Genomic DNA, 20,436 nt, shown 5'->3' on the forward strand with positions numbered 1-20,436 from the left:
ACTACATATGTACCGCCCGGTCTGCTGTCCCTCGCTCGATAATCGGCGCTTGATGCCTGTCAGCCGCCAAGGAGAGCACAGATGAGCGACACACCACCCACCCTGCCCCCGCAACAGACCCTGATTCAAAACCTTATTGCCGAGCTGACCGCAGCCCCCGTGGTTACGCCCGGCGCCCCCTCGCGTACGCTTGAAATCCCTCGCGCATGCCTGTTGCGCGAATGGATGGAGCTTTACTGGGCAGCCCTTGAGCGTCCCGAGTTTCTGGACTGGGCCAGCCGCTTCCACATCGATCTCGATACCTTGCGTCTCAAGGGCGACACCCTGCAAGCGCAGATTCCGTCAAACGGCACCACGAGCCTGCGCACATTCACGCTGGAAGATGACTCCGGCTGGTGGCAGATGGCGCCGATGTTATTGTCCATCGCCCAGCACATCGACCCCGGCAGACTCGGCTTGCCCTACATTGGTGGTAAATCCGCCAATCCGCTGTATCGGTTTCCCCGTGAAGTGGTACTGGCGTTTTACGGGTATCCGGAGCCGCAAAACGCGCTTCAGGCCAAAATGATCGTCGCCGAACTGAAGGCTGTCGGACTTGCTGGAATCGATCAAAACGGCAACACCACCTCTGCGGTGGTCAAGGAACGTACCGCGCAGTTGCAGGACATTAAAGTCATCGCCGAAACCATCGATGAAGTGGTGCGCACCAGCGATCCGTTCGAGCAACGCAGCCTCGCCAACACTCCCGTGTCACTCAAATCGGCGTCCGTCCTGGCCACGCGCGGCGGCCCGCGTCTCAAGCTCGGTCAGCTTCTGGCGAGCTATGGATGGCCTCAACCGGAAAATGTCGAGGAGGCTCGGGCGCTTGCGCAACGCTTGCGACAGCACAACTGGCCGCCGCTGCCCTACGTCAGCGAATATGTACAGACGGGAATCCGGATCAAGCACTATCAGGATGAATTCGCCGATATCGAAGACTGTCGGCATATCGTCCGGCGTCTGGAAGACCTGAGCTGGAACAAGACACCCACGGCGAAAATTGATCTGGAAGAACTCAGTGAACCGATTACGGTTTCGGCGCTGGGTGAACGTATCGCAATAGGCCAGCGTGAATTGCTCAAGCTGCGGTCCGAACCGGCGTTCCAGGCTATTTTGCAGCAACACAAATTGCCTGCGGACAGTCAACTGCTGCTGACCAGTACCGGTCACGTCGGTACGTCCAGCGAGCACGGCTGGGTAACGCTGACACCGCAAGTGGAAAAACACGCCGGCCTGAAATCCTATCGTGATCGACTCAGGACCCAGGCACGTGAAGCCGGTGGTGCTTTGCGGGTCAGCGGCCAGGTCAGCCTCGCGCAAATGCTGGGTTTCTACCAGATATCACTGCCCAAAACGGTGCAGCAAGCACTGCTCATCGCCAAATGGGAGAGGACAAACCTGCACATGCGCCCCGGGCACATGAATCACTGGTATTTATTAGGTCAGCCCGGCAAGCAGACCGAGCGTTTCACTGCCGAGCAACGGCGAATCATCGTTGAGACCACGCGTGCGTTCTTGCCCAAGGACTCGGCACCATTGATCGATTATCTGAGCGAAGGCGTCGATACCGATCTGCCTCTCGCCACCCTCAAGGCCAAAGCCGATTATCTGATCAGCCGGATTCTGATCACAGCGCGAGCCCAGGCATTGGGCAATGAATTACTCGACAGACTTGCCGCGCCTGCTCACACCAAGGCACTTCTGGCCACCAATCGCGAGCGCCTGCTCATCGCGGCGCTGATTCTCAGCCTCGACACGACGGCGGGTGAGCATCTGGACCGCATCATCGGCCAGCCCTTGAATGACAATTTCTTCTGGGGCGAGAGTTACGAGGAGGTGCGACGCTTTATCGATCACCAATTCGGTCTGACGTTGGTAAAAAACAAGACACTGGCCACCCATCTTTTGTTGTCCGGCCTCGCCCCGGAATTTTTGATCCGTGATATTCCCGCAAACATCAATTACATGAGTTGCGTGCGCTGGGTCAGGTTGAAACAGATCGTGCTTTATATCGAAAACCGTTTTCCGGGCGTGGCACGCCTGATGACGTACAAACAATTGTCCGCGCTGACCAAAGGGCCGGTCCCGGCTGACTTCTACACGTTCCTGCGCAGTGATGCCTGCGCCTCGGCTGTGCTGGACTGGGCAGTGGTCAGAGGCTTGATCCAGCGCGAATCCGAAAGCTCGACGACCCTCTATGACGCCGTCTCGCTGAAGCGCGCCGATATTGCCTTTCGCAACCACAATCGACAGATGAGCCAGTTTTACCGCCGGGCTTTTATCGCGACATTCCCGACGCCCGCCACGGTCGCCCTGAATGATCTGCGCAAGGTCTTCGTCGATAATGCGCATCTGGAGGACAAGGCCCTGTTCCTTCCAGCAGCGAGAAATGACTGTTACTCGCTGATCGAAATGCATCTGGCCGCCAGGCTATCCACTGATATGCAGGCCTGGCAATCGAACCATGCGCAAGTCTCGTTGACATCAATGAGCGCATCATTTGCCAGGCTTCGTCACGTGCCGACGCTCTTTCATGCGGCACTTGCTGCTCGCCTCAAGCAGATGAAAGACGCCCATATCACCCTGATCAAGGAAGCCTTCTGCCGTTTGCCGCTGGCGCAACGGCTCGACATCGAAGACAACACCGTGGAATTGCTCGCCCTGCAGCCACTGCCCTCCTCAGCAAAAAACCTTGCGGGACAAATAAAACCCGCTGGCGACACCGCACCGTTCGCCATCATTGCTCTGTTACGCGGAACGACGCACAGGGTGTTCGAAATTTTCACCCGACGGTCAGAGGTTGTCCTTAGGCGCGATATCGATATCGCCCTGCTGACACCGTCTGCTATGAACGCGAAGGCGAAATCGCTGCCTTTCGATGCCCAGGCCTATAGCAACGGAACCTTGCCCAACGCCAACGCCACGTGCAACGCACTCATCACCCGCCTCGAGGTTCACGGTGCACCCGTGCCGCAGCAGACGCGCAGCGATGTTCCCGATACTTTCTCCTCGAAAAAGGTCGACGCCATCGCCAGCACCGCGGTCCGGCATCTGTTCGATGCCTACGAAAGCCAGGCACTGCAACACGCCCTGATCGCACCGGCGCTCAAGGATACCGATGACAGTCAGGACCAATGGCTGAAGTTTTATGCAACCCTGACTCCGCCCAAATAATGCCGTGTCGTGCATCGGCGTCATCGAACAGGTGATGCCTGGATTCACCGCCAATCCTACAGGGGATCTGCGGTGCATTCGCTAGCAGCGCTTCAGGGCCTGCTTGTGCGCATACATCGCGCCATCGGCATCCGCCAACAGCCGATCCACGGTCTCATGGCGTTTGGCGTCGTATTCAATCTGGCCGACGCTGAAGCGAATCGCATAACCCCGGTGCAACGTGGCGTTGCGCTCTTCGAGAATGTCCTTGAGCCGCGCCATGATCGTCGTGGTTTCGACATGGCTGGAACCTGTGAGCAGCGCGACAAACTCATCCCCGCCCAAGCGCCCGACCACATCACTCTCGCGAAAGGCAATGCGCAGCACATCGGCAAAGGTCTTCAGCGCACTGTCGCCCTCGGCATGGCCATACAGATCGTTGATCTGCTTGAAATCATTCAGATCAAAAAACAGCAAGGTTGCCGGGCGTTCCAGCCGCGCGCAGGCGTCCAATGCATGCTGCGCCAACTGCTTGAAACCACGGCGATTGGACAACAACGTCAATTCATCCATGCTCGCGATCTGCACAGCGGCCAACTCTTGCTCGGCCATTTCCGCCAGATCACGCAACAGCGCGCGTTCTTCCTCGTCGAGGTCGCGGGGCTTGGTGTCGATCAGGCACAGCGTGCCCATTTTATTGCCGTTGGGCACGGTCAACGGGTAGCCGGCATAGAAGCGGATATTCGGCGCACCGGTCACCAGCGGGTTGTCATGGAAACGCACGTCCTCCCTGGCGTCGGGCACCAGCAGCAGGTCGTTCTGAAGTATCGCGTGGCCGCAGAACGAAACATCCCTCGGCGTTTCAGTGGCATCCAGGCCCACACAGGACTTGAACCATTGCCGATCCTTGTCGACCAGTGTCACCAGTGCAATCGGCACGTTGAACAGGCGCTTGGCCAGTCGCGTCAGTCGGTCGAACCGCTCCTCCGGCGCCGAGTCAAGCAGGTCAAGGCCGTGCAGCACTTGAAGACGCGTAGCCTCATTGGCGGGTTTTCCTGGAACCAGCATTCGCACACTCCGTTGGCATCAATGCTCTTCAGCGTAGCGTTAAATCCGCGTGGGTTCCTCTCATCAGATCCCCGCCACCGGACACGGCCCGCCGGCATCGGCCCACAGCTTGAACTGCGCGACAAAAATATCGTGCGGCACCGGCACCGGCGCGCGCCCTGCTCCGGGGTTCCAGCCCCACAGCACCAGTTTGTCTTCGCTGACGTGTTTGATCAGCGCGGCAAAGTCGCGATCACCATTGCTCGAGCGATCCTTGATCATCGCGCAGAGCTTGTCCGGTGGCAGGCCGATCCAGGCCATTTTGTGTGCCGCCGGTGGCAGGCTCCAATGCGGCGCACCCGGTGGTGCATGCGGGCCGTAACTGGCCGGCGGATTGTTTTCCGCGTGACAGGTCGCACACGGCAAACCGGCGGCACCCTTGCCGTCCATGCCGCGCACCACGCTCATGGCGTGGGGAATGCCGGCGTCGAACTGCAACGGCGAATCACCGGGAATGTGGCAATTCTGGCAACGCGGACTTTGAAAGACTTTCTGCACCGTGCCGAACGCCTTCAGCGCTTCCTGATCATCGGCAAACAGATCCGAGGCATAACCGCCCAGCCCCAGCAAAATCACCGTACCCAACACTAGATGTCGTTTCATCTCACACCCCCGACAGTTGCAGCGGCAACTCGCGCAGACGTTGCCCGGTCAGGGCGAACACCGCGTTGGCCACGGCTGGCGCGGTCGGCGGCACACCGGCTTCGCCGATGCCGCCCGGTTTGTCGCTGCTGGGCACGATGTGCACTTCCACCACCGGCATCTCGTTGAGCCGCAGCACCTGATAATCGTGATAGTTGGACTGCACGACCGCGCCATCCTTGAGCGTCAGTTTGCTGTGCAGCGCCATGCCCAGACCGAAAGTGATGCACGACTCCATCTGCGCAGCGATGCTCTGCGGATTCACGGCAATCCCGCAGTCCACCGCACAAACCACGCGGTGCACGCGAATCGCCAGATTGTCCTGCGACACTTCGGCGACCTGCGCCACGTAACTGCCGAACGATTCGTGTACTGCCACGCCCAGCGCATGGCCATCCGGCAATGGGGCTTTCCAGTTGGCCTTTTCCACCGCCAGATTGAGCACACCTAAATGCCGAGGATGATCCTTGAGCAAGGTTCGTCGGTACTCGACCGGATCCTTGCCTGCCGCTGTGGCCATTTCATCTATCAGCGATTCCATGACGAAACCGGTATGGCTATGGCCCACCGAGCGCAGCCACAACACATTGATGCCGGTTTGCGGCGAATGCAGATCGACCTGATGATTGGCCAGGCCTTTGACGTAAGGACTGTCGGAAACGCCTTCGACCGAGGTTGCATCAACGCCGTTCTTGACCATGGTTTTTTCCAGCATCGTGCCGGCCATGATCGACTGCCCGACCAATACATGCTGCCAGCTCGACGGCAGGCCATCGGCACCGAGCCCGATCCGCGCCTGATGCAGGAACATCGAACGGTAGTAACCGCCACGAATATCGTCCTCCCGCGACCACACGGTTTTCACCGGCATGGCGGCGGCTTTAGCCACTTGCACCGCTTCGGCGACAAAGTCTGACGTTGGGTTGGCCCGGCGCCCGAAACCGCCGCCCAGGAATTCGGTGTGAATCTCGACCTGCTCCGGTTTCAGCCCGGTAATCTTGCCGGCGACCATTTGATCCAGCGTCTGAAACTGCGTGCCGGTCCAGATTTCGCATTTCTCGGCGCTGATCTTCACCGTGCAGTTGAGCGGCTCCATCGGCGCATGAGCCAGATAGGGCACGCTGTATTCGACGTCGATTTTCTTCGCCGCTTTACCAAAACCGCCCTTGGCATCACCGGCCTGACTCGCCGAGGTGCCTTGTGTCGCGGCCAGTTTGCGGAAACTTTCCAGCAGCTTTTCACTGCTCAGATCGGCATGCGGACCTAGATCCCAATCGATCTTCAGCGCATCACGGCCCAGTTTCGCCGCCCAGTAATGATCAGCGATCACCGCAACGCCCGTCGGCACTTGCACCACTTTGTGCACGCCCGGCACCGCCAGCGCCTCAGCACCTTCGAAGGATTTAACGCTGGCACCGAATACCGGTGGGCGCGCGACCATTGCGGTCATCAAACCTTCAAACTGCACATCCATGCCGAACTTGGCGCGGCCGGTGATTTTCTCCGGCGTGTCGAGGCGTTTGGTCGGTTTGCCAATGACTTTCCAGTCTTTTGCCTCCTTGAAGGTGATCGACTTCGGATCCGGCACCGGCAGTTGCCCGGCAGCATCTGCCAGCTCGCCATAAGTCGCACGTTTGTCGCCGGCGATCACCACGCCCGATTCGGTGCGAATCGTCGATGGCGCCACTTCAAAGCGCTTCGCCGCCGCCTCGACCAGCATCTGCCGCGCGGTCGCGCCTGCCAGCCGATAACGGTCGAACTCCATCCACGTCGACGTCGAGCCGCCGGTAATCTGCATGCCGCCAAACCCCGGCATGCCGTAATCCGCCGCTGACGCCGGCGAGTGTTCGACGCGGATCTTCGACCAATCGGCGTCCAACTCCTCGGCGATCAACATGGTCAGGCCGGTCCAGATGCCCTGGCCCATCTCTGAATGCCCGAGCAACACGGTGACGCTGTTGTCTGCTGCAATGCGCAAAAACGCATTGGGCGCGAACACCTTGCCTTCATTTTCGGCTGCATAGGCAAACTTGTGGCCGCCGGGGACGACAAACGCCACCACCAGCCCGCCGCCCAACACGGCACTGCCCTTGAGAAAACCCCGACGCGATACAGGACTGTTCATCACCTATCTCCCACAGATTGAATCAGCCGATTTCCGATGCACGCTTCACAGCTGCGCGAATGCGGGGATAGGTGCCGCAACGGCAGATGTTGCCGGAGAGCGCCTGATCGATATCGCTGTCGGTGGGTTTGGGGATTTTCGCCAATAAGGCTGCGGCAGACATGATCTGTCCCGACTGGCAATAACCACACTGCACCACGTCGAGTTCGGCCCAGGCCTGCTGCACCGGGTGTGAGCCGTCGGTGGACAGACCTTCGATGGTGAGGATTTTCTGGCCGTGGGCCACCGCTGTTGCGGGGGTGATGCAGGCGCGCAACGGCGCCCCGTCAACGTGCACAGTGCAGGCCCCACACTGGGCCATGCCACAGCCGAATTTGGTACCGGTCAGGTGCGCGACATCGCGCAGGACCCAGAGCAACGGCATGTCCGCGGGGACATCGAGCTCCTGATCCTTGCCATTGATATTCAAGGTCAGCATCGGGAAAATTCCTCAGACTCACGGTGTTCTGAAGGGGCGTCGCTGTGGCCATCAATGCCTACGCGCGCCTCGGCTTATCCCTTTCAGCAAAGCCTAATTTGCGCGTGAAGCCAGACGTTGCGACCACCGGTCATGCAGATGTCGACTTTAATCCTACAGTTGATAACGGCTCGCACTGAGCCATCGCAGTGGAAAACTCGTCATGAGCGAAACCGGTCCGCGCTGACCGCGCGGGTTACCCATCAGATTGGTCTGAAGTTGCGAACATGGGATTTGTCACCACCAAAGACGGCGTCGAGATTTTCTACAAGGATTGGGGCCCGAAAGACGCGCCGGTGATCCACTTCCACCACGGCTGGCCGCTGAGTTCCGATGATTGGGATGCGCAGATGCTGTTCTTCCTCGGCAAAGGCTTCCGGGTGGTTGCCCATGATCGCCGTGGGCACGGGCGTTCGAGCCAGGTCTGGGATGGCCACGATATGGATCATTACGCCGACGATACGCTGGCGGTGGTCAATCATCTGGGCCTGAAGAATGTTGTTCACGTTGGCCACTCGACCGGTGGCGGTGAGGTGATCCATTACATCGCCCGGCATGGTCAGGCCAACGTCGCCAAGGGCGTGTTGATCAGTGCGGTACCACCGTTGATGGTGCAGACCGAGAGCAATCCTGGCGGGCTGCCGAAATCGGTATTCGATGATTTTCAGGCGCAACTGGCGGCGAATCGCGCGCAGTTTTATCGCGACATTCCGACCGGGCCGTTTTATGGCTACAACCGGCCAGGAGCCACGCCATCGGAAGGGATTATTGCCAACTGGTGGCGTCAGGGCATGATCGGCGGAGCGAAGGCGCACTACGACGGGATCGTGGCGTTCTCGCAGACAGACTTCACCGAGGACTTGAAAAAGGTCACGGTGCCTGTGCTGGTGATGCATGGTGAGGATGATCAGATTGTGCCGTATGCGAACTCGGGACCGCTGTCGGCGAAGCTTCTGCCGAACGGCACGCTGAAATCGTATCCGGGGTTCCCGCACGGGATGCCGACGACGGAGGCGGAGACGATCAACGCGGATCTGCTGGCCTTTATTCGCGGCTGAACAATGTAGGAGCTGCGGAACGCTGCGATCTTTTGATTTTGCGCCTTGAAAATCAACATCAAAAGATCGCAGCGTTCCGCAGCTCCTACACAGGCAGATTATGGGCTGCAATTAATCTTCGGTTCGGCCAGTGTTTTCGCGATCACGCTCGTAGTGGTGAGCCAGTGGGAGCGCCGGTAGCCAAGACTCGCGGCGAATAGTCCAGAGTTCATAGGTGGGCTTGAACTGATTAGGCTCATCGAGCGATCCGACGTTGACCTCTACTTCATCTTCGGAACGCGCGAACACCGGAGAGCCGCAACGCGGGCAGAAAAAACGCCCGTTGTAGTCGCGGGTTTCGCCGGTGACCTTCAACGCATTCTCGGGGAATATGGCCGAGGTGCCGAACAGCGCGCCGTGGCGTTTGCGGCAGTCGAGGCAGTGGCAGATGCCGACGCGGTAGGGCTGACCTGTCACTTCGAAACGGACATCGCCGCACAGGCAACCGCCAGTCAATCGATTCATGTCGCACCTCCTCTTCAGAATTTGAAATTAGCGACAGCCCTCACCCTAACCCTCTCCCAGAGGTAGAGGGAACTGACCGCGCTGAATGTGCAAGTTGCACCGACTTGAAATACCGAGTCGAACTCAGGTTTTGAAAGGCCTGGAGATCTGCTCCCTTTCCCCCTCGCCCCCTTTGGGGGAGAGGGCTGGGGTGAGGGGGGAATCGCACTGACACACCGCAAAACCCAAAGCCCCCGCCATCCAGTATTTCCATCAATAAACACGAAGGCCGTGATCACGTTTAAAGCACACAAACCGTTACGCCATCCTCCCTACAACACCTTGCGTCGTTACCTACGCGTACGCCAGAATCCGCCGGCTTACACGGCTATGGGCCGGGCTATATCGTTGGCCTGTCACTGCAAAACAGTGATCGGGTTTGGTAGCCCGTCTGTAATAGCCGTGTGACAACACCCAGTGCTGTGTCTTTGTGGAGGCTCAGTTCAATGGTAGTCATGCGTGGGGCTCACTCGTGAGCGCCGGGTTCCTATTGCAGCCGGTCTACCAACCCGCGTATGGCCACCACCCACTCGTTTGGTAGCGAGAGTGATGGCTCCTTAAACTGCGATAGGAGTTTCATCCATGTTCAAAATCACGCCAAATCCACCGCCCACCGACCCAATCCCTCACGACCCCGCGCTTGACCCGCAAAAGGTCAAAGAAGCCACCGACCGCGCCCTCGACTACTATCTTCGCCCCGAAGCACTGGGCGCTCCACCAAGCTCGCCCCCGTTTCGCCCGGTCTATCTGGTCGACCCCACGCTGGATGAAGAAACCCTGTTGGTCGAAGCCTGTGAGTCGCTTTCCTACGCCCACTCCATGGCCGGTAACATCGCCAACTCAATAGGCGGCCCGGAGCGCAAACCGCTGCTGGCGCTGCAACAGGTGATCATGCTCAACGAGCTGTTGGTCAACCGACTGCTGGACAAGCTGCGCATCCCGCAGTAGCCAACACACGGAATGAGTGAGGGGTCACACCCTCACTTTCGCTTTGCCGCCTCCCGCAGATTGATGAGCAGAACTCATCAAGCCATCCCGATTTAACTGTCTAGTCCCCACCAGTCACCTCGCTTAGTCTTTCCTCCACGCCCAATGGGAGATCGACATGCACAAGCACACACTCGGCATCCGTTCACTCGAAGTATCCGCCCTCGGCTTTGGCTGCATGGGCCTGAGCCGTGGTTATGGCCCGACCACGGATACCCAGAGAATCGCAGAACCACAGTGGACGGAGCCTTTCACGATGGCCACTGACACACGCAGCAGCGCTGCCCTCCCCGCACTCATGGCGCTCTGCCTGAGCGTTGGCGCGATGTTCAGCCTTACCACCCAAGCAGCCGAGGCACCGAAATCCATGACCACCCCGCAAACCACCGGACAAGCCCTTTCGAGCAAACAACAGACGATTCCACTGATTGCTGCGTTCATGGCGACCAGCGACATGCCCAACCTCAACGCGGCCCTCAACCAAGGACTGGACGCTGGCCTGACGATCAGCGAAACCCGGGAAATTCTCGTGCAGCTCTACGCCTATGTGGGCTTCCCGCGCAGCCTCAATGCCTTGAATGAGCTCATGACCGTGGTGCAGGCGCGCCAACAACGCGGCATCGAAGATGCGCCGGGGCGTGAGCCGGGCCGGGCGATTCCAGTCGGGGATGAACTGCTGGCCGCCGGCACCGCGAATCAAACGAAGATCTCGGGCGCTCCGGTCAAAGGCCCTGTGTTCGAGTTCGCCCCAGTGATTAACCAGTTTTTGCAAACCCACCTGTTCGGCGACATCTTCGAGCGCGACAACCTCGACTGGCAAAGCCGTGAACTGGCCACTGTCGGAGCGCTGGCAGCGACGCCGGGCGTGGAACCGCAACTGCGCGCGCATATGGCGGCGAGCCTGCGCGTCGGGCTCAGCGCGGCACAGTTGGGCGAGGTCACTGAGCAGTTGAAAAAACACGGGGATGCGCAGACTGCCGAACGTGCAAATGCAGCGCTGAAAGACGCTTTGGCGGCTTCGAAAAGTTGACCGAAAACTGACTTGATGTCGATTTTCTTCAAAGAAAATCGGCGTTCGGGTTGTGGTGGATGCGCTGATCTAAAAGCCCTGGCGGCTCACCTGCGATCATCGTCCATACTGTAGTTTTTCAAAAGTCGGGACACCGCCATGCCCTCCCCCGAATCCAGCCTCTTGCAGAGCTGGCACGACAACGCTGATGCCTGGATCGAAGTGATCCGCAGCGGCGCCATCGAAAGCCGCCAGCAGGTTACCGATCAAGCGATTCTGCTGGCGATCATGGGCCGGCAGCCGCAGCGAGTGCTTGATCTTGGCTGCGGCGAAGGCTGGTTGTTGCGGGCGCTGGCGGATCGCGGGATTGATGCCGTCGGGGTGGATGGCGATGCGCGGCTTATTGAAGCGGCGCGTCTGGCGGGGGCGGCGCAGGTGCATGTTGCCAGTTATGAAGCGCTGGTCGATGGCAAGATCGACATCGGTCGCGACTATGACCTGATCTGCGCCAATTTTTCATTGCTGCATCAGGCCATCATTCCGTTGCTTGCGGCGATGAATACGCTGCTTGTTCCCGGCGGGGTTTTAGTCATTCAGACACTGCATCCGTGGGCTGTGGCGGCTGGGGATTATCAGGATGGCTGGCGCGAAGAATCCTTCGCCGGGTTCAAAGGCCAGTGGCAGCCGATGCCCTGGTATTTCCGCACACTGTCGAGCTGGCTGAATGCGCTGGACATGGCCGGGTTCCAACTGGCCAGCCTGCAAGAGCCACAACACCCGCAAAGTCCGCTGCCGCAGTCATTGCTGATGGTTGCCGAGCGCCGCTGAGATTTCAGAATTTCCACCATCCATTGTAGGAGTGAGCCTGCTCGCGATAGCGGTATTTCAGGCAATACAAATGCAGACTGATCCGACGCCTTCGCGGGCAGGCTCGCTCCCACAGGGTTTTGCGTTGACCACATATCCAGGGAACGCTGCGGCCCACTGTGGGAGCGAGCCTGCTCGCGATAGCGGTATTTCAGGCAATACAAATGCAGACTGTTCCTACGCCTTCGCGAGCAGGCTCGCTCCCACAGGGTTTTGCGTTGACCACATATCCAGGGAACGCTGCTGCCCACTGTGGGAGCGAGCCTGCTCGCGATAGCGGTGTGTCAGGCAATACAGATTCAGACTGTGCCAACGTCTTCGCGAGCAGGCTCGCTCCCACAGGGTTTTGCGTTGACCACATATCCAGGGAACGCTGCGGCCCACTGTGGGAGCGAGCCTGCTCGCGAAAGCGGTGTGTCAGGCAACGTAGACTCCGACTGTGCTGACGCCTTCGCAAGCAGGCTCGCTCCCACAGGGATCTATGCGGTTTGCGGGATCATCCGCGGGCCACGGATGCGGTATTGCGCCAGCAGGCGCATGACGTAGCCGATCTTGATCAGGGTCGGGCCGAGGACGGTCAGCGAATGCATCGCCACCAGCAACGCAATCGGTATCTGGCCGTTGTAGAGGTAGGCGCCGTAGATGCCGGCCAGCAGCATGATCAGGCCGGCGACGAGGACTTTGCTCGACAGGTGCAGAACGTTCAGCGGGCTTTCGAAGAAAGTGAGCATGGTGGCGTACTCCTGATCGGTTCGTTGTGTACTTTGAGTACTTCAAGTCCCGTGCCAGATTTTCAAGCCAGAAGAATCAGTCACTTGAAGAGAGTCGAGTCAATTTGACACAAACGAAATGAAGTCAGTTTGACTCTGCACCTTGTCATTAGGACTACACCCAATAAAAAATCAGAAACCCTCCGCCTAAAAGCAAACCAATATCATTTGCGCACCCTCCGTCCTTTTGCTTTAATCGCGACCCATTCTTATTTAGACCGATAACGGTCGCCCTGGACGCTTGCGCTGATGACCGTCGCCAATGCCTCGCTCGTGCACAATCTCTACCTCAGCCACCATCGCTGGCTGCACGAGCTATTGCGTCGACGCCTGAGCAACGCGATGGATGCCGCCGACCTCGCCCACGACACCTTCATCCGCGTGCTCAAGCGTCCGCAAACCTTCAATGGCGAAGTGCATGAGCGCTCGTATCTGGCGACCATTGCCCGGGGTTTGTGCGTCGATCACTGGCGCCGTCGGCAACTGGAGCAAACCTGGCTGGAAACGCTCGCCAACCGCCCACCAGCCTTGCAGCCCTCGCCCGAGCAACAGGCAATCATCGTCGAAACCCTGCACGAAGTGGACGCCATGCTCCAGCGCTTGCCGCAACGGGTCAGCGAGGCGTTCATCCTCGCGCAACTGCACGGCATGCCTTACAAACTGATCGCCGAACAGATCGGTGTCAGCGAGCGGATGATCAAGAAGTACCTGGCGCAGGCGATGATGCATTGCGCGATTCTCGAAGCTGAACTCGACGGGTTGCTGATTGAATAGCCCCGTGAACAAACTCAGCCATGCCAGCCTTGAACAGGCCGCCAACTGGTACGTGCAATTGCATGACGAGCAGGTCGCCGAGCCTGAGCGTCTGCGTTGGCAGGCGTGGCTGGCGCAAAGCCCCGAGCATCAGGCCGCGTGGCGTTATGTCGAGCGGGTCGGCCAGCGTTTCGCGCCGTTGCAGAACGAAAGCGAAGCCGTCAGCCACACCCTGCGCAACAGCGCGCGCAGTTCGATCAGCCGCCGTCAATCGCTCAAAGGCCTGCTGATTCTTGCGGCGACCGGGCTGGCGGGCTGGGCGGTCGGGCGCAACACGCCGCTGCTGGACTCGGTCGAACGCTTAAGCGCCGACCTCTCGACCGGCACCGGGGAAACCCGCGAAGCCACGCTAAGCGATGGCAGTCGAATCTGGCTCAACGCCTTGAGCGCCTTGAATGTGCGTTTCGATGCCCGCCAGCGTTTGCTGCAACTGCGCGCCGGCGAAGTGCTGATCGACACCGCAAAAGACCTTGGTCGCGCCTTTTGGGTCGAGACCGAGCAGGGCCGGATGCGTGCGCTGGGTACGCGTTTCAGCGTGCGCCAGACGGATCGCAACACGCTGCTGAATGTCTACGAGGGTGCCGTTGAGGCCACTAACCACCAAGGCGAAAGCCAAGTGGTGCAGGCCGGTCAGCAACTGGTATTCAGCGCCGGCCGGTTGTACACCGCGTCCGCAGCGGATCCAGCGCGCGAAGCCTGGCGCCGGGGCGTGCTGCTGGCCGATAACCTGCCGCTGGGCGTACTGATCGAAGAACTCAGCCGTTATCGCCCGGGGCATCTGCATTGTGATCCGGCGGTGGCGGACTTGCCGGTGATGGGCTCGTTCCCGCTCAAGGACACTGATCAGGCCTTGCGTCTACTGGAAGCGGCGCTGCCGATCCGCGTCGAAAAAACCTTCAACTGGTGGGTCAGTGTCGGGCCGAAAGGCTGAGGATTTTTTCAGCTCACGGTTCCCTTTTCGCTTGTCCATTCGGTTAATCCTCAGCAGCCCTCATTTCGTTGATTGCCCCCGGAAATTCCATGTTGCGCGCCACCTTCGCCCGCTGTCGTTTTACTCTGGCCATGGCATCTGCCGTGCCGGGGTTGTGCGTGTCGATGGCGCTGGCAGATGTGCAGAGGCAGCATTACACAGTGGCTCCCGGCTCATTGGTCACAGTGCTCAACCATTTCGCCGAGCAGAGCGGCGTGTTTATCGCCGGGCACAATGATCTGGCGGCAGACAACCGCAGCGCCGGTCTGAGCGGTGATTACACCCCGCAACAGGCTTTGCACATCCTCCTCAATGGCAGCGGTCTGCAAGCGCAGCGGCAAAGCGGCGGCGGTTACGTCCTGCGCAGCACAGCCTCTGCAGCCCCACTGCAACTGGACGCCACCACCATCAGCGGCAAAACCCTCGGCGCCATCACCGAGGACACTCACGCCTACACCACCGGCCTCAGCGCCTCCGCCACTGGCCTGCCGCTGTCCCTGCGCGAAACCCCGCAATCGGTCACGGTGATCACCCGCCAGCAACTCGACGATCAGGGCGCCAACGGCATCGCCGACGTCCTGCGCCGCGCACCGGGTATCAGCGTGCAGAACTACGACAGTGAGCGCTGGGAATTTTCCAGCCGTGGCACGCCGATCACCAATTTCCAGTATGACGGGGTCAACACCGACTACGACGGCGTCTACGATTACGGCACCACCAGCACCGACATGGCGACCTTCGATCGCGTGGAAATCATCAAGGGTGCCACGGGCCTGATGACCGGCTCGGGCGACCCGTCGGCCACGGTCAACCTGATCCGCAAACGCCCGACGCCCGCGTTCAAAGCCGCACTCAGCGGCAGCGTCGGTTCGTGGGACAACTATCGCAGCGAATTTGACATTGCAGGCCCGCTGAACGACAACCTGCGCGCACGCTTCGTCGGCGTCCATCAGGAACGCAGCGCTTACGCCGATCACTACCAGAACAGCAAGGACATCGCCTACGCCGTCGTCGAAGCCGATCTGAACCCGGACACTCTGTTGACCGTTGGTTTCGATCAACAGAACACCCGCTCACGCGGTGCCACCTGGACCGGTTTCCCGATGTTCTACAGCGACGGTTCGCGGACGAATTTCTCGCGCTCGTTCAACCCGGCCACAGACTGGAGCCGCCGCGACTTTATCAACCAGACCTTGTTTGCCGCCGTCACCCGGCTATTGCAAAACGACTGGGCGTTGAAAATCAGCTACGACCGCAAACACCGCGAACACGACACCCTCCTCGGCTCCGCCAGTGGCGGCAATCCGGATCCGGTGAGCGGCGACGGCATGTTCCTGTACATGGGCCAATTCAAGGGCGACGAGGTGCAGGACAATCTTGATATCAACCTCGGCGGGCCGTTCAGCCTGTTCGGTCGCGAGCATCAGTTGCTGGTCGGTTTCATGTCGATGAACACGCGCCAGGACAACCCGGTTTACGGCTCGGTGTACCCGCCGCTCAACGGCAGTATTTTCGACTGGCATGGCGAGTTCGCCAAACCGGATATCCCGCAGATCGGCACGGACGCCATCCGCCAACGCCAGACCGGCGCATACCTCTCGACGCGCTTCAGGGGCAGCGACGATCTGGCGCTGATCCTCGGCGCACGCGTCAGTGATTTCAGGGGCAGCGACCATCTCGATTACAGCGACCCGAATACGGCCAATGTTCGCGACGGCTACCGCCAGACCGGGGTGGTCACACCGTATGCCGGTGTGGTCTACGACCTCGATGACACGTACTCGCTCTACACCAGTTACACGCGCATCTATCAACCGCAACTGAGCAAGGACGCCACGGGCCAGATACTCGACCCGGTGCAGGGCGACAGCTACGAAGCGGGGATAAAGGCCGAATATTTCGACGGCCGGCTCAACGCCAGTTTCGCCGTGTTCCGCATCGAGCAGGACAACGTCGCCGAACAGGTCAGCGGCTTCGACAATCAGGCGGTGTACCGCGCCGTGCAAGGTGCGACTACAAAGGGCTTCGAGTTCGAACTGGCCGGTGAAATCGCCGAAGGCTGGAACCTCTCCGCCGGCTACGCCTACAACCACACCCGCGATGCCAGGGGTGATCCGGTCTACGCCTCGATCCTGCAAACCACGGCGCCGGAGCAACTGGTGCGGCTGTTCAGCAGCTATCGCCTGCCCGGCGCCTGGCAAAACCTCACCCTGGGCGGCGGTGTCAGTTGGCAGAGTGAATTTTTCGGCAACGTATTCCAGCCCGGCGCCAAGCAGAACGCGCGCATCACGCAGGACAGTTACTACCTGGTCGACGCGATGGCGCGCTATCGCTTCAACGAGCACCTGAGTACTTCGCTCAACATCAAGAACCTCTTCGACAAGAGCTACTACACGGGCCTTGGCAATTTCGGCACCGGTTTCTACGGCGAACCGCGCAACCTGCAACTGACGGCGCGCTGGGATTTCTGACCCCGGCAACTTGTCGATCTACGGCACCGGCAATCGACCAGGGACTGACTACGCTGTTAATCCTGCGTGTCTAACCTGCCGAGGATGACTGCCATGCAACGCTTTCAAAAACTCACCCCTTGCCTGTGGTTCGACGATCAGGCCGAAGCCGCTGCGAAGTTCTACTGCTCGATCTTCGATCACTCGAAAATCACCGGCCTGACCCACTACAGCAAGGTCGGTCAGGAATTTCACGGCAAGCCGGAAGGTGCAGTGATGACCGTCAGTTTCGAGCTCGACGGCCAGACCTTCACCGGGCTCAACGGTGGGCCGATGTTCAAATTCAGCGAGGCGATCTCGTTTCAGGTCAACTGCCAGAATCAGGAAGAAGTCGACCATTTCTGGGGCCATCTGTCCGAGGGCGGCCCTGTCGAGGCCCAGCAATGCGGCTGGCTCAAGGACAAGTTCGGGGTGTCATGGCAGATCGTCCCGGTGGCGTTCATGCACATGATGCTCGATGCCGACACCAGCAAATCGCAGCGAGCGATGCAGGCCATGTTCACAATGAAAAAACTCGATATTGCCGAACTCGAACGGGCCTTTGCCGGCCAGAGCTAATACACTGGCGCCCTGGCCTGCCGGGAATAACAACGATGAAACACGCTGCCGCCAAAAACCCTGAAAAAGCCCCGCGCTTCTGGCGCGACGCGGCGCTGCCATTCATTGAAGCGCGGGCCATCGCCGATGGTCGCGAGGTCTGCTATGCGCGGCATTCCCATGCGCACTTTTCCATTGGCGCAATCACCGCCGGGCGCAGCACGTATGTGCATGAACAGGCGCAGTTCGATGTCGCGGCGGGCACCGTGGTGCTGATGAATCCCGGTGATGTGCATGCGTGCAATCCGATTGATGACCAGCCTTGGTCGTATGTGATGCTGTACGTCGAGACGCCGTGGCTGACGGATCTGCAGCATCAGTTGGGGTTCGCCGGTGATCTTGAGTTTCGGCGCTTTTCCACCACACACCTTGATGACGCTGAGCTGTTCAACGAGCTGAACGGGCTGTATCAAACGTTGGTCGACCCGCAACAGGATGTGCTGCGCAAGCAAAGCGCTGCGGTGGAGTTTTTCAGCGGTCTGCAACTGCGTTTGAACCCCGCCGGCCACTCTCAGCGCGAGCCAAATTTCAAACTGGAACGCGCTGCCGATTTCATCCGCGAGCACTGCACCGAAGTGCTGAACCTCGACGACATCTGCGCCGCTGCACAGCTTTCACCGTCGTACCTGATCCGCGCCTTCAAACAGCATTACGGCATGACGCCCCACGCCTTTTTGGTCAACCAGCGCATCCAGTTTGCCCGCGAGCGTTTGCGCGACGGCCAGTTGATCGCGGATGTGGCGCTTGAGGCAGGGTTTGCCGATCAGGCGCATTTTCAGCGGGCGTTCAAGCAGCACCTGGCGGCCACGCCCGGCCAATATCGCGGCTGACGGCTTGCCCCGATTGATCGTTCCCACGCTCCGCGTGGGAACGCAGCCCGGGACGCTCCGCGTCCCTTCCAGAGCCGAACGCAGAGCGTCCGATGAGGCATTCCCACGCGGAGCATGGGAAAGATCAATCGCTGGCCAACACATTCAGATATTGACATATCGGTAAATTCCGATATCGTCGCGGCATGGAACTACTCGAAATCTTCAAAGCCCTCTCGAACCGTACGCGCCTGGAAATCCTCAAAGGCCTGAAGGATCCCGAGAAACACTTTCCGCCCCAGGATGAGGGTGACGTGCACACGGTGGGTGTTTGCGTCAGCAGTATTCAGGAAGGCGTCGGGCTGTCGCAGTCGACGGTGTCTGATTATCTGGCGACGCTGCAACGCGCCGGCCTGGTGGAAGTCAGGCGCATCGGCCAATGGACCTATTACAAACGCAACGAAGCAGCGATCAGTGCGCTGGCCGAGATCATCGGCAGCGAGCTGTAATTTTTTACCCCATTATATCGAGAATTCCCGATATCCCTTTTTACCGAAACGAGGCAATGCAATGAAAGCGATGATCCTTACTTCATTTGGCGGCGCGCAATCGTTCGAACTGCGCGACGTGCCCAAGCCAGTGCCACAAGCGGGCGAAGTCCTGGTACGGGTGCACGCCACCTCCATCAACCCGCTGGATTATCAGGTTCGCCGTGGCGACTATGCCGATCTGGTGCCCCTCCCCGCCATTACCGGGCACGACGTTTCTGGCGTTGTCGAAGCCGTTGGGCCGGGGGTGACGGCCTTCGTACCGGGCGACGAGGTCTGGTACACCCCGCAAATATTTGCCGGCCCGGGCAGTTATGCCGAGTACCACGTTGCGGCGCAAAGCATTGTCGCCAAGAAGCCGCCCGCGTTGAGTCACCTCGAAGCGGCCAGCCTGAGCCTGGTGGGCGGAACCGCGTGGGAAGCATTGGTCGTGCGGGCCGCGCTCAGGGTCGGCGAAAGCATTCTGATCCACGGCGGTGCAGGCGGCGTCGGCCATGTTGCGATCCAGCTGGCCAAAGCCATCGGCGCGAAGGTCTTCACCACCGTGCGTGAAGGCAATTTTGAGTTCGCACGGCGCATGGGCGCCGATGTGCTGATCGACTATGAAAAGGAGGATTACGTCGACGCGATCCTGCGCGAGACCGAGGGGCGCGGCGTCGATGTGGTGTTCGACACCATCGGCGGCAACGCCTTGTCACGCAGCCCTGACGCGCTTGCACAGCTTGGTCGCGTGGTGTCGATCGTCGACCTTGCCCAGCCACAAAACCTGATTCAGGCGTGGGGCAAGAACGCCAGTTATCACTTCGTGTTCACCCGGCAAAACCGCGGCAAGCTCGATGAACTGAGCGCCTTGATCGCAAACGGTCAGTTGCGTCCACACGTTGGCGCAGTCTATCCACTGGCCGACATCGGCCTCGCCCATGCCTTGCTGGAAACGCCTAACAACGGCGTCCAAGGCAAAATCGCGATTGCCGTCGCGCCGTCGCCCGAACTCGCCAATCGCTGAACTCAGTTCCGAGGAGAACATCATGATTTATGAGATCGCTTTACTGCCCGTTCACACAGGGAAAACCGAAGCCTTCCGGCAGGCGTTTGCCAAGGTCGAGCCGTTGCTCAAACGCGCCAAGGGTTACGGCGGGCACTTGCTTGCGCAGGGAATTGAAACGCCTGGGGTGTTCAATTTGATTGTGCGCTGGCGATCCCTTGAGGATCACACGCCGGGGTTTGAAGCGAGTGAGGACCATCGGCTGTTCATGCTGGGTCTGGAGGAATATTTTTCCGAAGAGCCGAAGGTGTATCACATTGAGGGCGGCGCCTTTCAGCAGCCGTTCGACTAGCTCCGGAAAGTGACGAACAATCTCTCGGCTACCCG

At 59.7% G+C, this 20,436-nt stretch carries 19 protein-coding genes and 1 pseudogene; 13 read left to right on the forward strand and 7 right to left on the reverse strand.

The annotated features are described in order from the left end of the window. Window positions 1–81: 81 nt before the first annotated feature. Window positions 82–3,213 (forward strand): hypothetical protein, encoded by a 3,132-nt coding sequence (locus tag PspS49_RS17520; protein ID WP_160040745.1) that lies wholly within the window; start codon window positions 82–84, stop codon window positions 3,211–3,213. 81 nt (window positions 3,214–3,294) lie between these two features. On the opposite strand, the gene PspS49_RS17525 is transcribed toward PspS49_RS17520, so the two are convergent. From PspS49_RS17525 to PspS49_RS17540, 4 genes are all read right to left on the reverse strand, one after another. Further along, complete coding sequence (locus PspS49_RS17525; RefSeq protein ID WP_127928583.1) at window positions 3,295–4,260, reverse strand: sensor domain-containing diguanylate cyclase; 966 nt, start codon at window positions 4,258–4,260, stop codon at window positions 3,295–3,297. Window positions 4,261–4,323: 63 nt separating this feature from the next. Further along, window positions 4,324–4,902: a hypothetical protein gene (locus tag PspS49_RS17530; RefSeq protein ID WP_038366052.1), complete on the reverse strand. Its 579-nt coding sequence runs from the start codon at window positions 4,900–4,902 to the stop codon at window positions 4,324–4,326. A 1-nt stretch (window position 4,903) separates the two neighbouring features. Further along, window positions 4,904–7,066: a xanthine dehydrogenase family protein molybdopterin-binding subunit gene (locus PspS49_RS17535; RefSeq protein ID WP_160040747.1), complete on the reverse strand. Its 2,163-nt coding sequence runs from the start codon at window positions 7,064–7,066 to the stop codon at window positions 4,904–4,906. Window positions 7,067–7,088: 22 nt separating this feature from the next. After that, complete coding sequence (locus PspS49_RS17540; RefSeq protein WP_003224136.1) at window positions 7,089–7,544, reverse strand: (2Fe-2S)-binding protein; 456 nt, start codon at window positions 7,542–7,544, stop codon at window positions 7,089–7,091. Between the two features lie 266 nt (window positions 7,545–7,810). Between PspS49_RS17540 and PspS49_RS17545 the strand changes: the two genes are divergently transcribed. Next, the gene (locus PspS49_RS17545; protein WP_105709196.1) at window positions 7,811–8,641 is read left to right on the forward strand and encodes an alpha/beta hydrolase; all 831 of its coding nucleotides are present in this window, start codon (window positions 7,811–7,813) and stop codon (window positions 8,639–8,641) included. Between the two features lie 111 nt (window positions 8,642–8,752). Here PspS49_RS17545 and PspS49_RS17550 read toward each other — a convergent pair whose 3' ends face one another. Beyond that, entirely contained in the window at window positions 8,753–9,145 is a 393-nt protein-coding gene (locus PspS49_RS17550) for a GFA family protein (protein WP_160040749.1), read from the reverse strand. Window positions 9,146–9,766: 621 nt separating this feature from the next. Between PspS49_RS17550 and PspS49_RS17555 the strand changes: the two genes are divergently transcribed. The 3 genes from PspS49_RS17555 to PspS49_RS17565 all read left to right on the forward strand — a co-directional run bounded on the left by PspS49_RS17555 (window position 9,767) and on the right by PspS49_RS17565 (window position 12,008). Beyond that, window positions 9,767–10,132: a hypothetical protein gene (locus PspS49_RS17555; RefSeq protein WP_007910609.1), complete on the forward strand. Its 366-nt coding sequence runs from the start codon at window positions 9,767–9,769 to the stop codon at window positions 10,130–10,132. Window positions 10,133–10,289: 157 nt separating this feature from the next. Further along, on the forward strand, window positions 10,290–11,201 hold the full coding sequence (locus tag PspS49_RS17560; protein WP_238786292.1) for a carboxymuconolactone decarboxylase family protein: 912 nt from the start codon (window positions 10,290–10,292) through the stop codon (window positions 11,199–11,201). A 138-nt stretch (window positions 11,202–11,339) separates the two neighbouring features. Continuing rightward, entirely contained in the window at window positions 11,340–12,008 is a 669-nt protein-coding gene (locus PspS49_RS17565; protein ID WP_160040751.1) for a class I SAM-dependent methyltransferase, read from the forward strand. Window positions 12,009–12,430: 422 nt separating this feature from the next. Here the strand turns inward: PspS49_RS17565 and PspS49_RS29870 are convergent. Both PspS49_RS29870 and PspS49_RS17570 read right to left on the reverse strand, forming a co-directional pair. Further along, a pseudogene (locus tag PspS49_RS29870) lies at window positions 12,431–12,526 on the reverse strand (metal ABC transporter ATP-binding protein); the annotation flags it as partial. Continuing rightward, window positions 12,527–12,778, reverse strand: a complete 252-nt coding sequence (locus PspS49_RS17570) for a transmembrane sensor/regulator PpyR (protein ID WP_160040753.1) — start codon at window positions 12,776–12,778, stop codon at window positions 12,527–12,529. A 288-nt stretch (window positions 12,779–13,066) separates the two neighbouring features. On the opposite strand from PspS49_RS17570, the gene PspS49_RS17575 reads away from it, so the two are divergent. The 8 genes from PspS49_RS17575 (at window position 13,067) to PspS49_RS17610 (ending at window position 20,401) form a co-directional block, all read left to right on the forward strand. Beyond that, window positions 13,067–13,591: a sigma-70 family RNA polymerase sigma factor gene (locus tag PspS49_RS17575; RefSeq protein WP_160040755.1), complete on the forward strand. Its 525-nt coding sequence runs from the start codon at window positions 13,067–13,069 to the stop codon at window positions 13,589–13,591. Between the two features lie 4 nt (window positions 13,592–13,595). Further along, window positions 13,596–14,561, forward strand: a complete 966-nt coding sequence (locus tag PspS49_RS17580; RefSeq protein WP_160040757.1) for a FecR domain-containing protein — start codon at window positions 13,596–13,598, stop codon at window positions 14,559–14,561. Window positions 14,562–14,650: 89 nt separating this feature from the next. Then, window positions 14,651–17,071, forward strand: a complete 2,421-nt coding sequence (locus PspS49_RS17585; RefSeq protein ID WP_160040759.1) for a TonB-dependent receptor — start codon at window positions 14,651–14,653, stop codon at window positions 17,069–17,071. 93 nt (window positions 17,072–17,164) lie between these two features. After that, window positions 17,165–17,668, forward strand: a complete 504-nt coding sequence (locus PspS49_RS17590) for a VOC family protein (protein WP_160040761.1) — start codon at window positions 17,165–17,167, stop codon at window positions 17,666–17,668. 35 nt (window positions 17,669–17,703) lie between these two features. Further along, window positions 17,704–18,537 (forward strand): AraC family transcriptional regulator, encoded by an 834-nt coding sequence (locus PspS49_RS17595; RefSeq protein WP_160040763.1) that lies wholly within the window; start codon window positions 17,704–17,706, stop codon window positions 18,535–18,537. Window positions 18,538–18,722: 185 nt separating this feature from the next. Next, a complete protein-coding gene (locus PspS49_RS17600) occupies window positions 18,723–19,025 on the forward strand; it encodes a metalloregulator ArsR/SmtB family transcription factor (RefSeq protein WP_077572353.1) in 303 nt (100 codons plus the stop codon). 61 nt (window positions 19,026–19,086) lie between these two features. After that, entirely contained in the window at window positions 19,087–20,070 is a 984-nt protein-coding gene (locus PspS49_RS17605) for a zinc-dependent alcohol dehydrogenase family protein (RefSeq protein WP_160040765.1), read from the forward strand. 22 nt (window positions 20,071–20,092) lie between these two features. Continuing rightward, entirely contained in the window at window positions 20,093–20,401 is a 309-nt protein-coding gene (locus PspS49_RS17610; RefSeq protein WP_160040767.1) for an antibiotic biosynthesis monooxygenase, read from the forward strand. Window positions 20,402–20,436: the final 35 nt, after the last annotated feature.

This window comes from Pseudomonas sp. S49 (genome assembly GCF_009866785.1).
GTDB lineage: Bacteria > Pseudomonadota > Gammaproteobacteria > Pseudomonadales > Pseudomonadaceae > Aquipseudomonas.

Bases quoted from the DNA above. Each gene is read 5' to 3' on its own strand.
- PspS49_RS17520 (WP_160040745.1), top strand. From the start codon at position 82: ATGAGCGACACACCACCCACCCTGCCCCCGCAACAGACCCTGATTCAA.
- PspS49_RS17525 (WP_127928583.1), bottom strand. From the start codon at position 4,260: ATGCTGGTTCCAGGAAAACCCGCCAATGAGGCTACGCGTCTTCAAGTG.
- PspS49_RS17530 (WP_038366052.1), bottom strand. From the start codon at position 4,902: ATGAAACGACATCTAGTGTTGGGTACGGTGATTTTGCTGGGGCTGGGC.
- PspS49_RS17535 (WP_160040747.1), bottom strand. From the start codon at position 7,066: ATGAACAGTCCTGTATCGCGTCGGGGTTTTCTCAAGGGCAGTGCCGTG.
- PspS49_RS17540 (WP_003224136.1), bottom strand. From the start codon at position 7,544: ATGCTGACCTTGAATATCAATGGCAAGGATCAGGAGCTCGATGTCCCC.
- PspS49_RS17545 (WP_105709196.1), top strand. From the start codon at position 7,811: ATGGGATTTGTCACCACCAAAGACGGCGTCGAGATTTTCTACAAGGAT.
- PspS49_RS17550 (WP_160040749.1), bottom strand. From the start codon at position 9,145: ATGAATCGATTGACTGGCGGTTGCCTGTGCGGCGATGTCCGTTTCGAA.
- PspS49_RS17555 (WP_007910609.1), top strand. From the start codon at position 9,767: ATGTTCAAAATCACGCCAAATCCACCGCCCACCGACCCAATCCCTCAC.
- PspS49_RS17560 (WP_238786292.1), top strand. From the start codon at position 10,290: ATGCACAAGCACACACTCGGCATCCGTTCACTCGAAGTATCCGCCCTC.
- PspS49_RS17565 (WP_160040751.1), top strand. From the start codon at position 11,340: ATGCCCTCCCCCGAATCCAGCCTCTTGCAGAGCTGGCACGACAACGCT.
- PspS49_RS17570 (WP_160040753.1), bottom strand. From the start codon at position 12,778: ATGCTCACTTTCTTCGAAAGCCCGCTGAACGTTCTGCACCTGTCGAGC.
- PspS49_RS17575 (WP_160040755.1), top strand. From the start codon at position 13,067: ATGACCGTCGCCAATGCCTCGCTCGTGCACAATCTCTACCTCAGCCAC.
- PspS49_RS17585 (WP_160040759.1), top strand. From the start codon at position 14,651: ATGTTGCGCGCCACCTTCGCCCGCTGTCGTTTTACTCTGGCCATGGCA.
- PspS49_RS17590 (WP_160040761.1), top strand. From the start codon at position 17,165: ATGCAACGCTTTCAAAAACTCACCCCTTGCCTGTGGTTCGACGATCAG.
- PspS49_RS17595 (WP_160040763.1), top strand. From the start codon at position 17,704: ATGAAACACGCTGCCGCCAAAAACCCTGAAAAAGCCCCGCGCTTCTGG.
- PspS49_RS17600 (WP_077572353.1), top strand. From the start codon at position 18,723: ATGGAACTACTCGAAATCTTCAAAGCCCTCTCGAACCGTACGCGCCTG.
- PspS49_RS17605 (WP_160040765.1), top strand. From the start codon at position 19,087: ATGAAAGCGATGATCCTTACTTCATTTGGCGGCGCGCAATCGTTCGAA.
- PspS49_RS17610 (WP_160040767.1), top strand. From the start codon at position 20,093: ATGATTTATGAGATCGCTTTACTGCCCGTTCACACAGGGAAAACCGAA.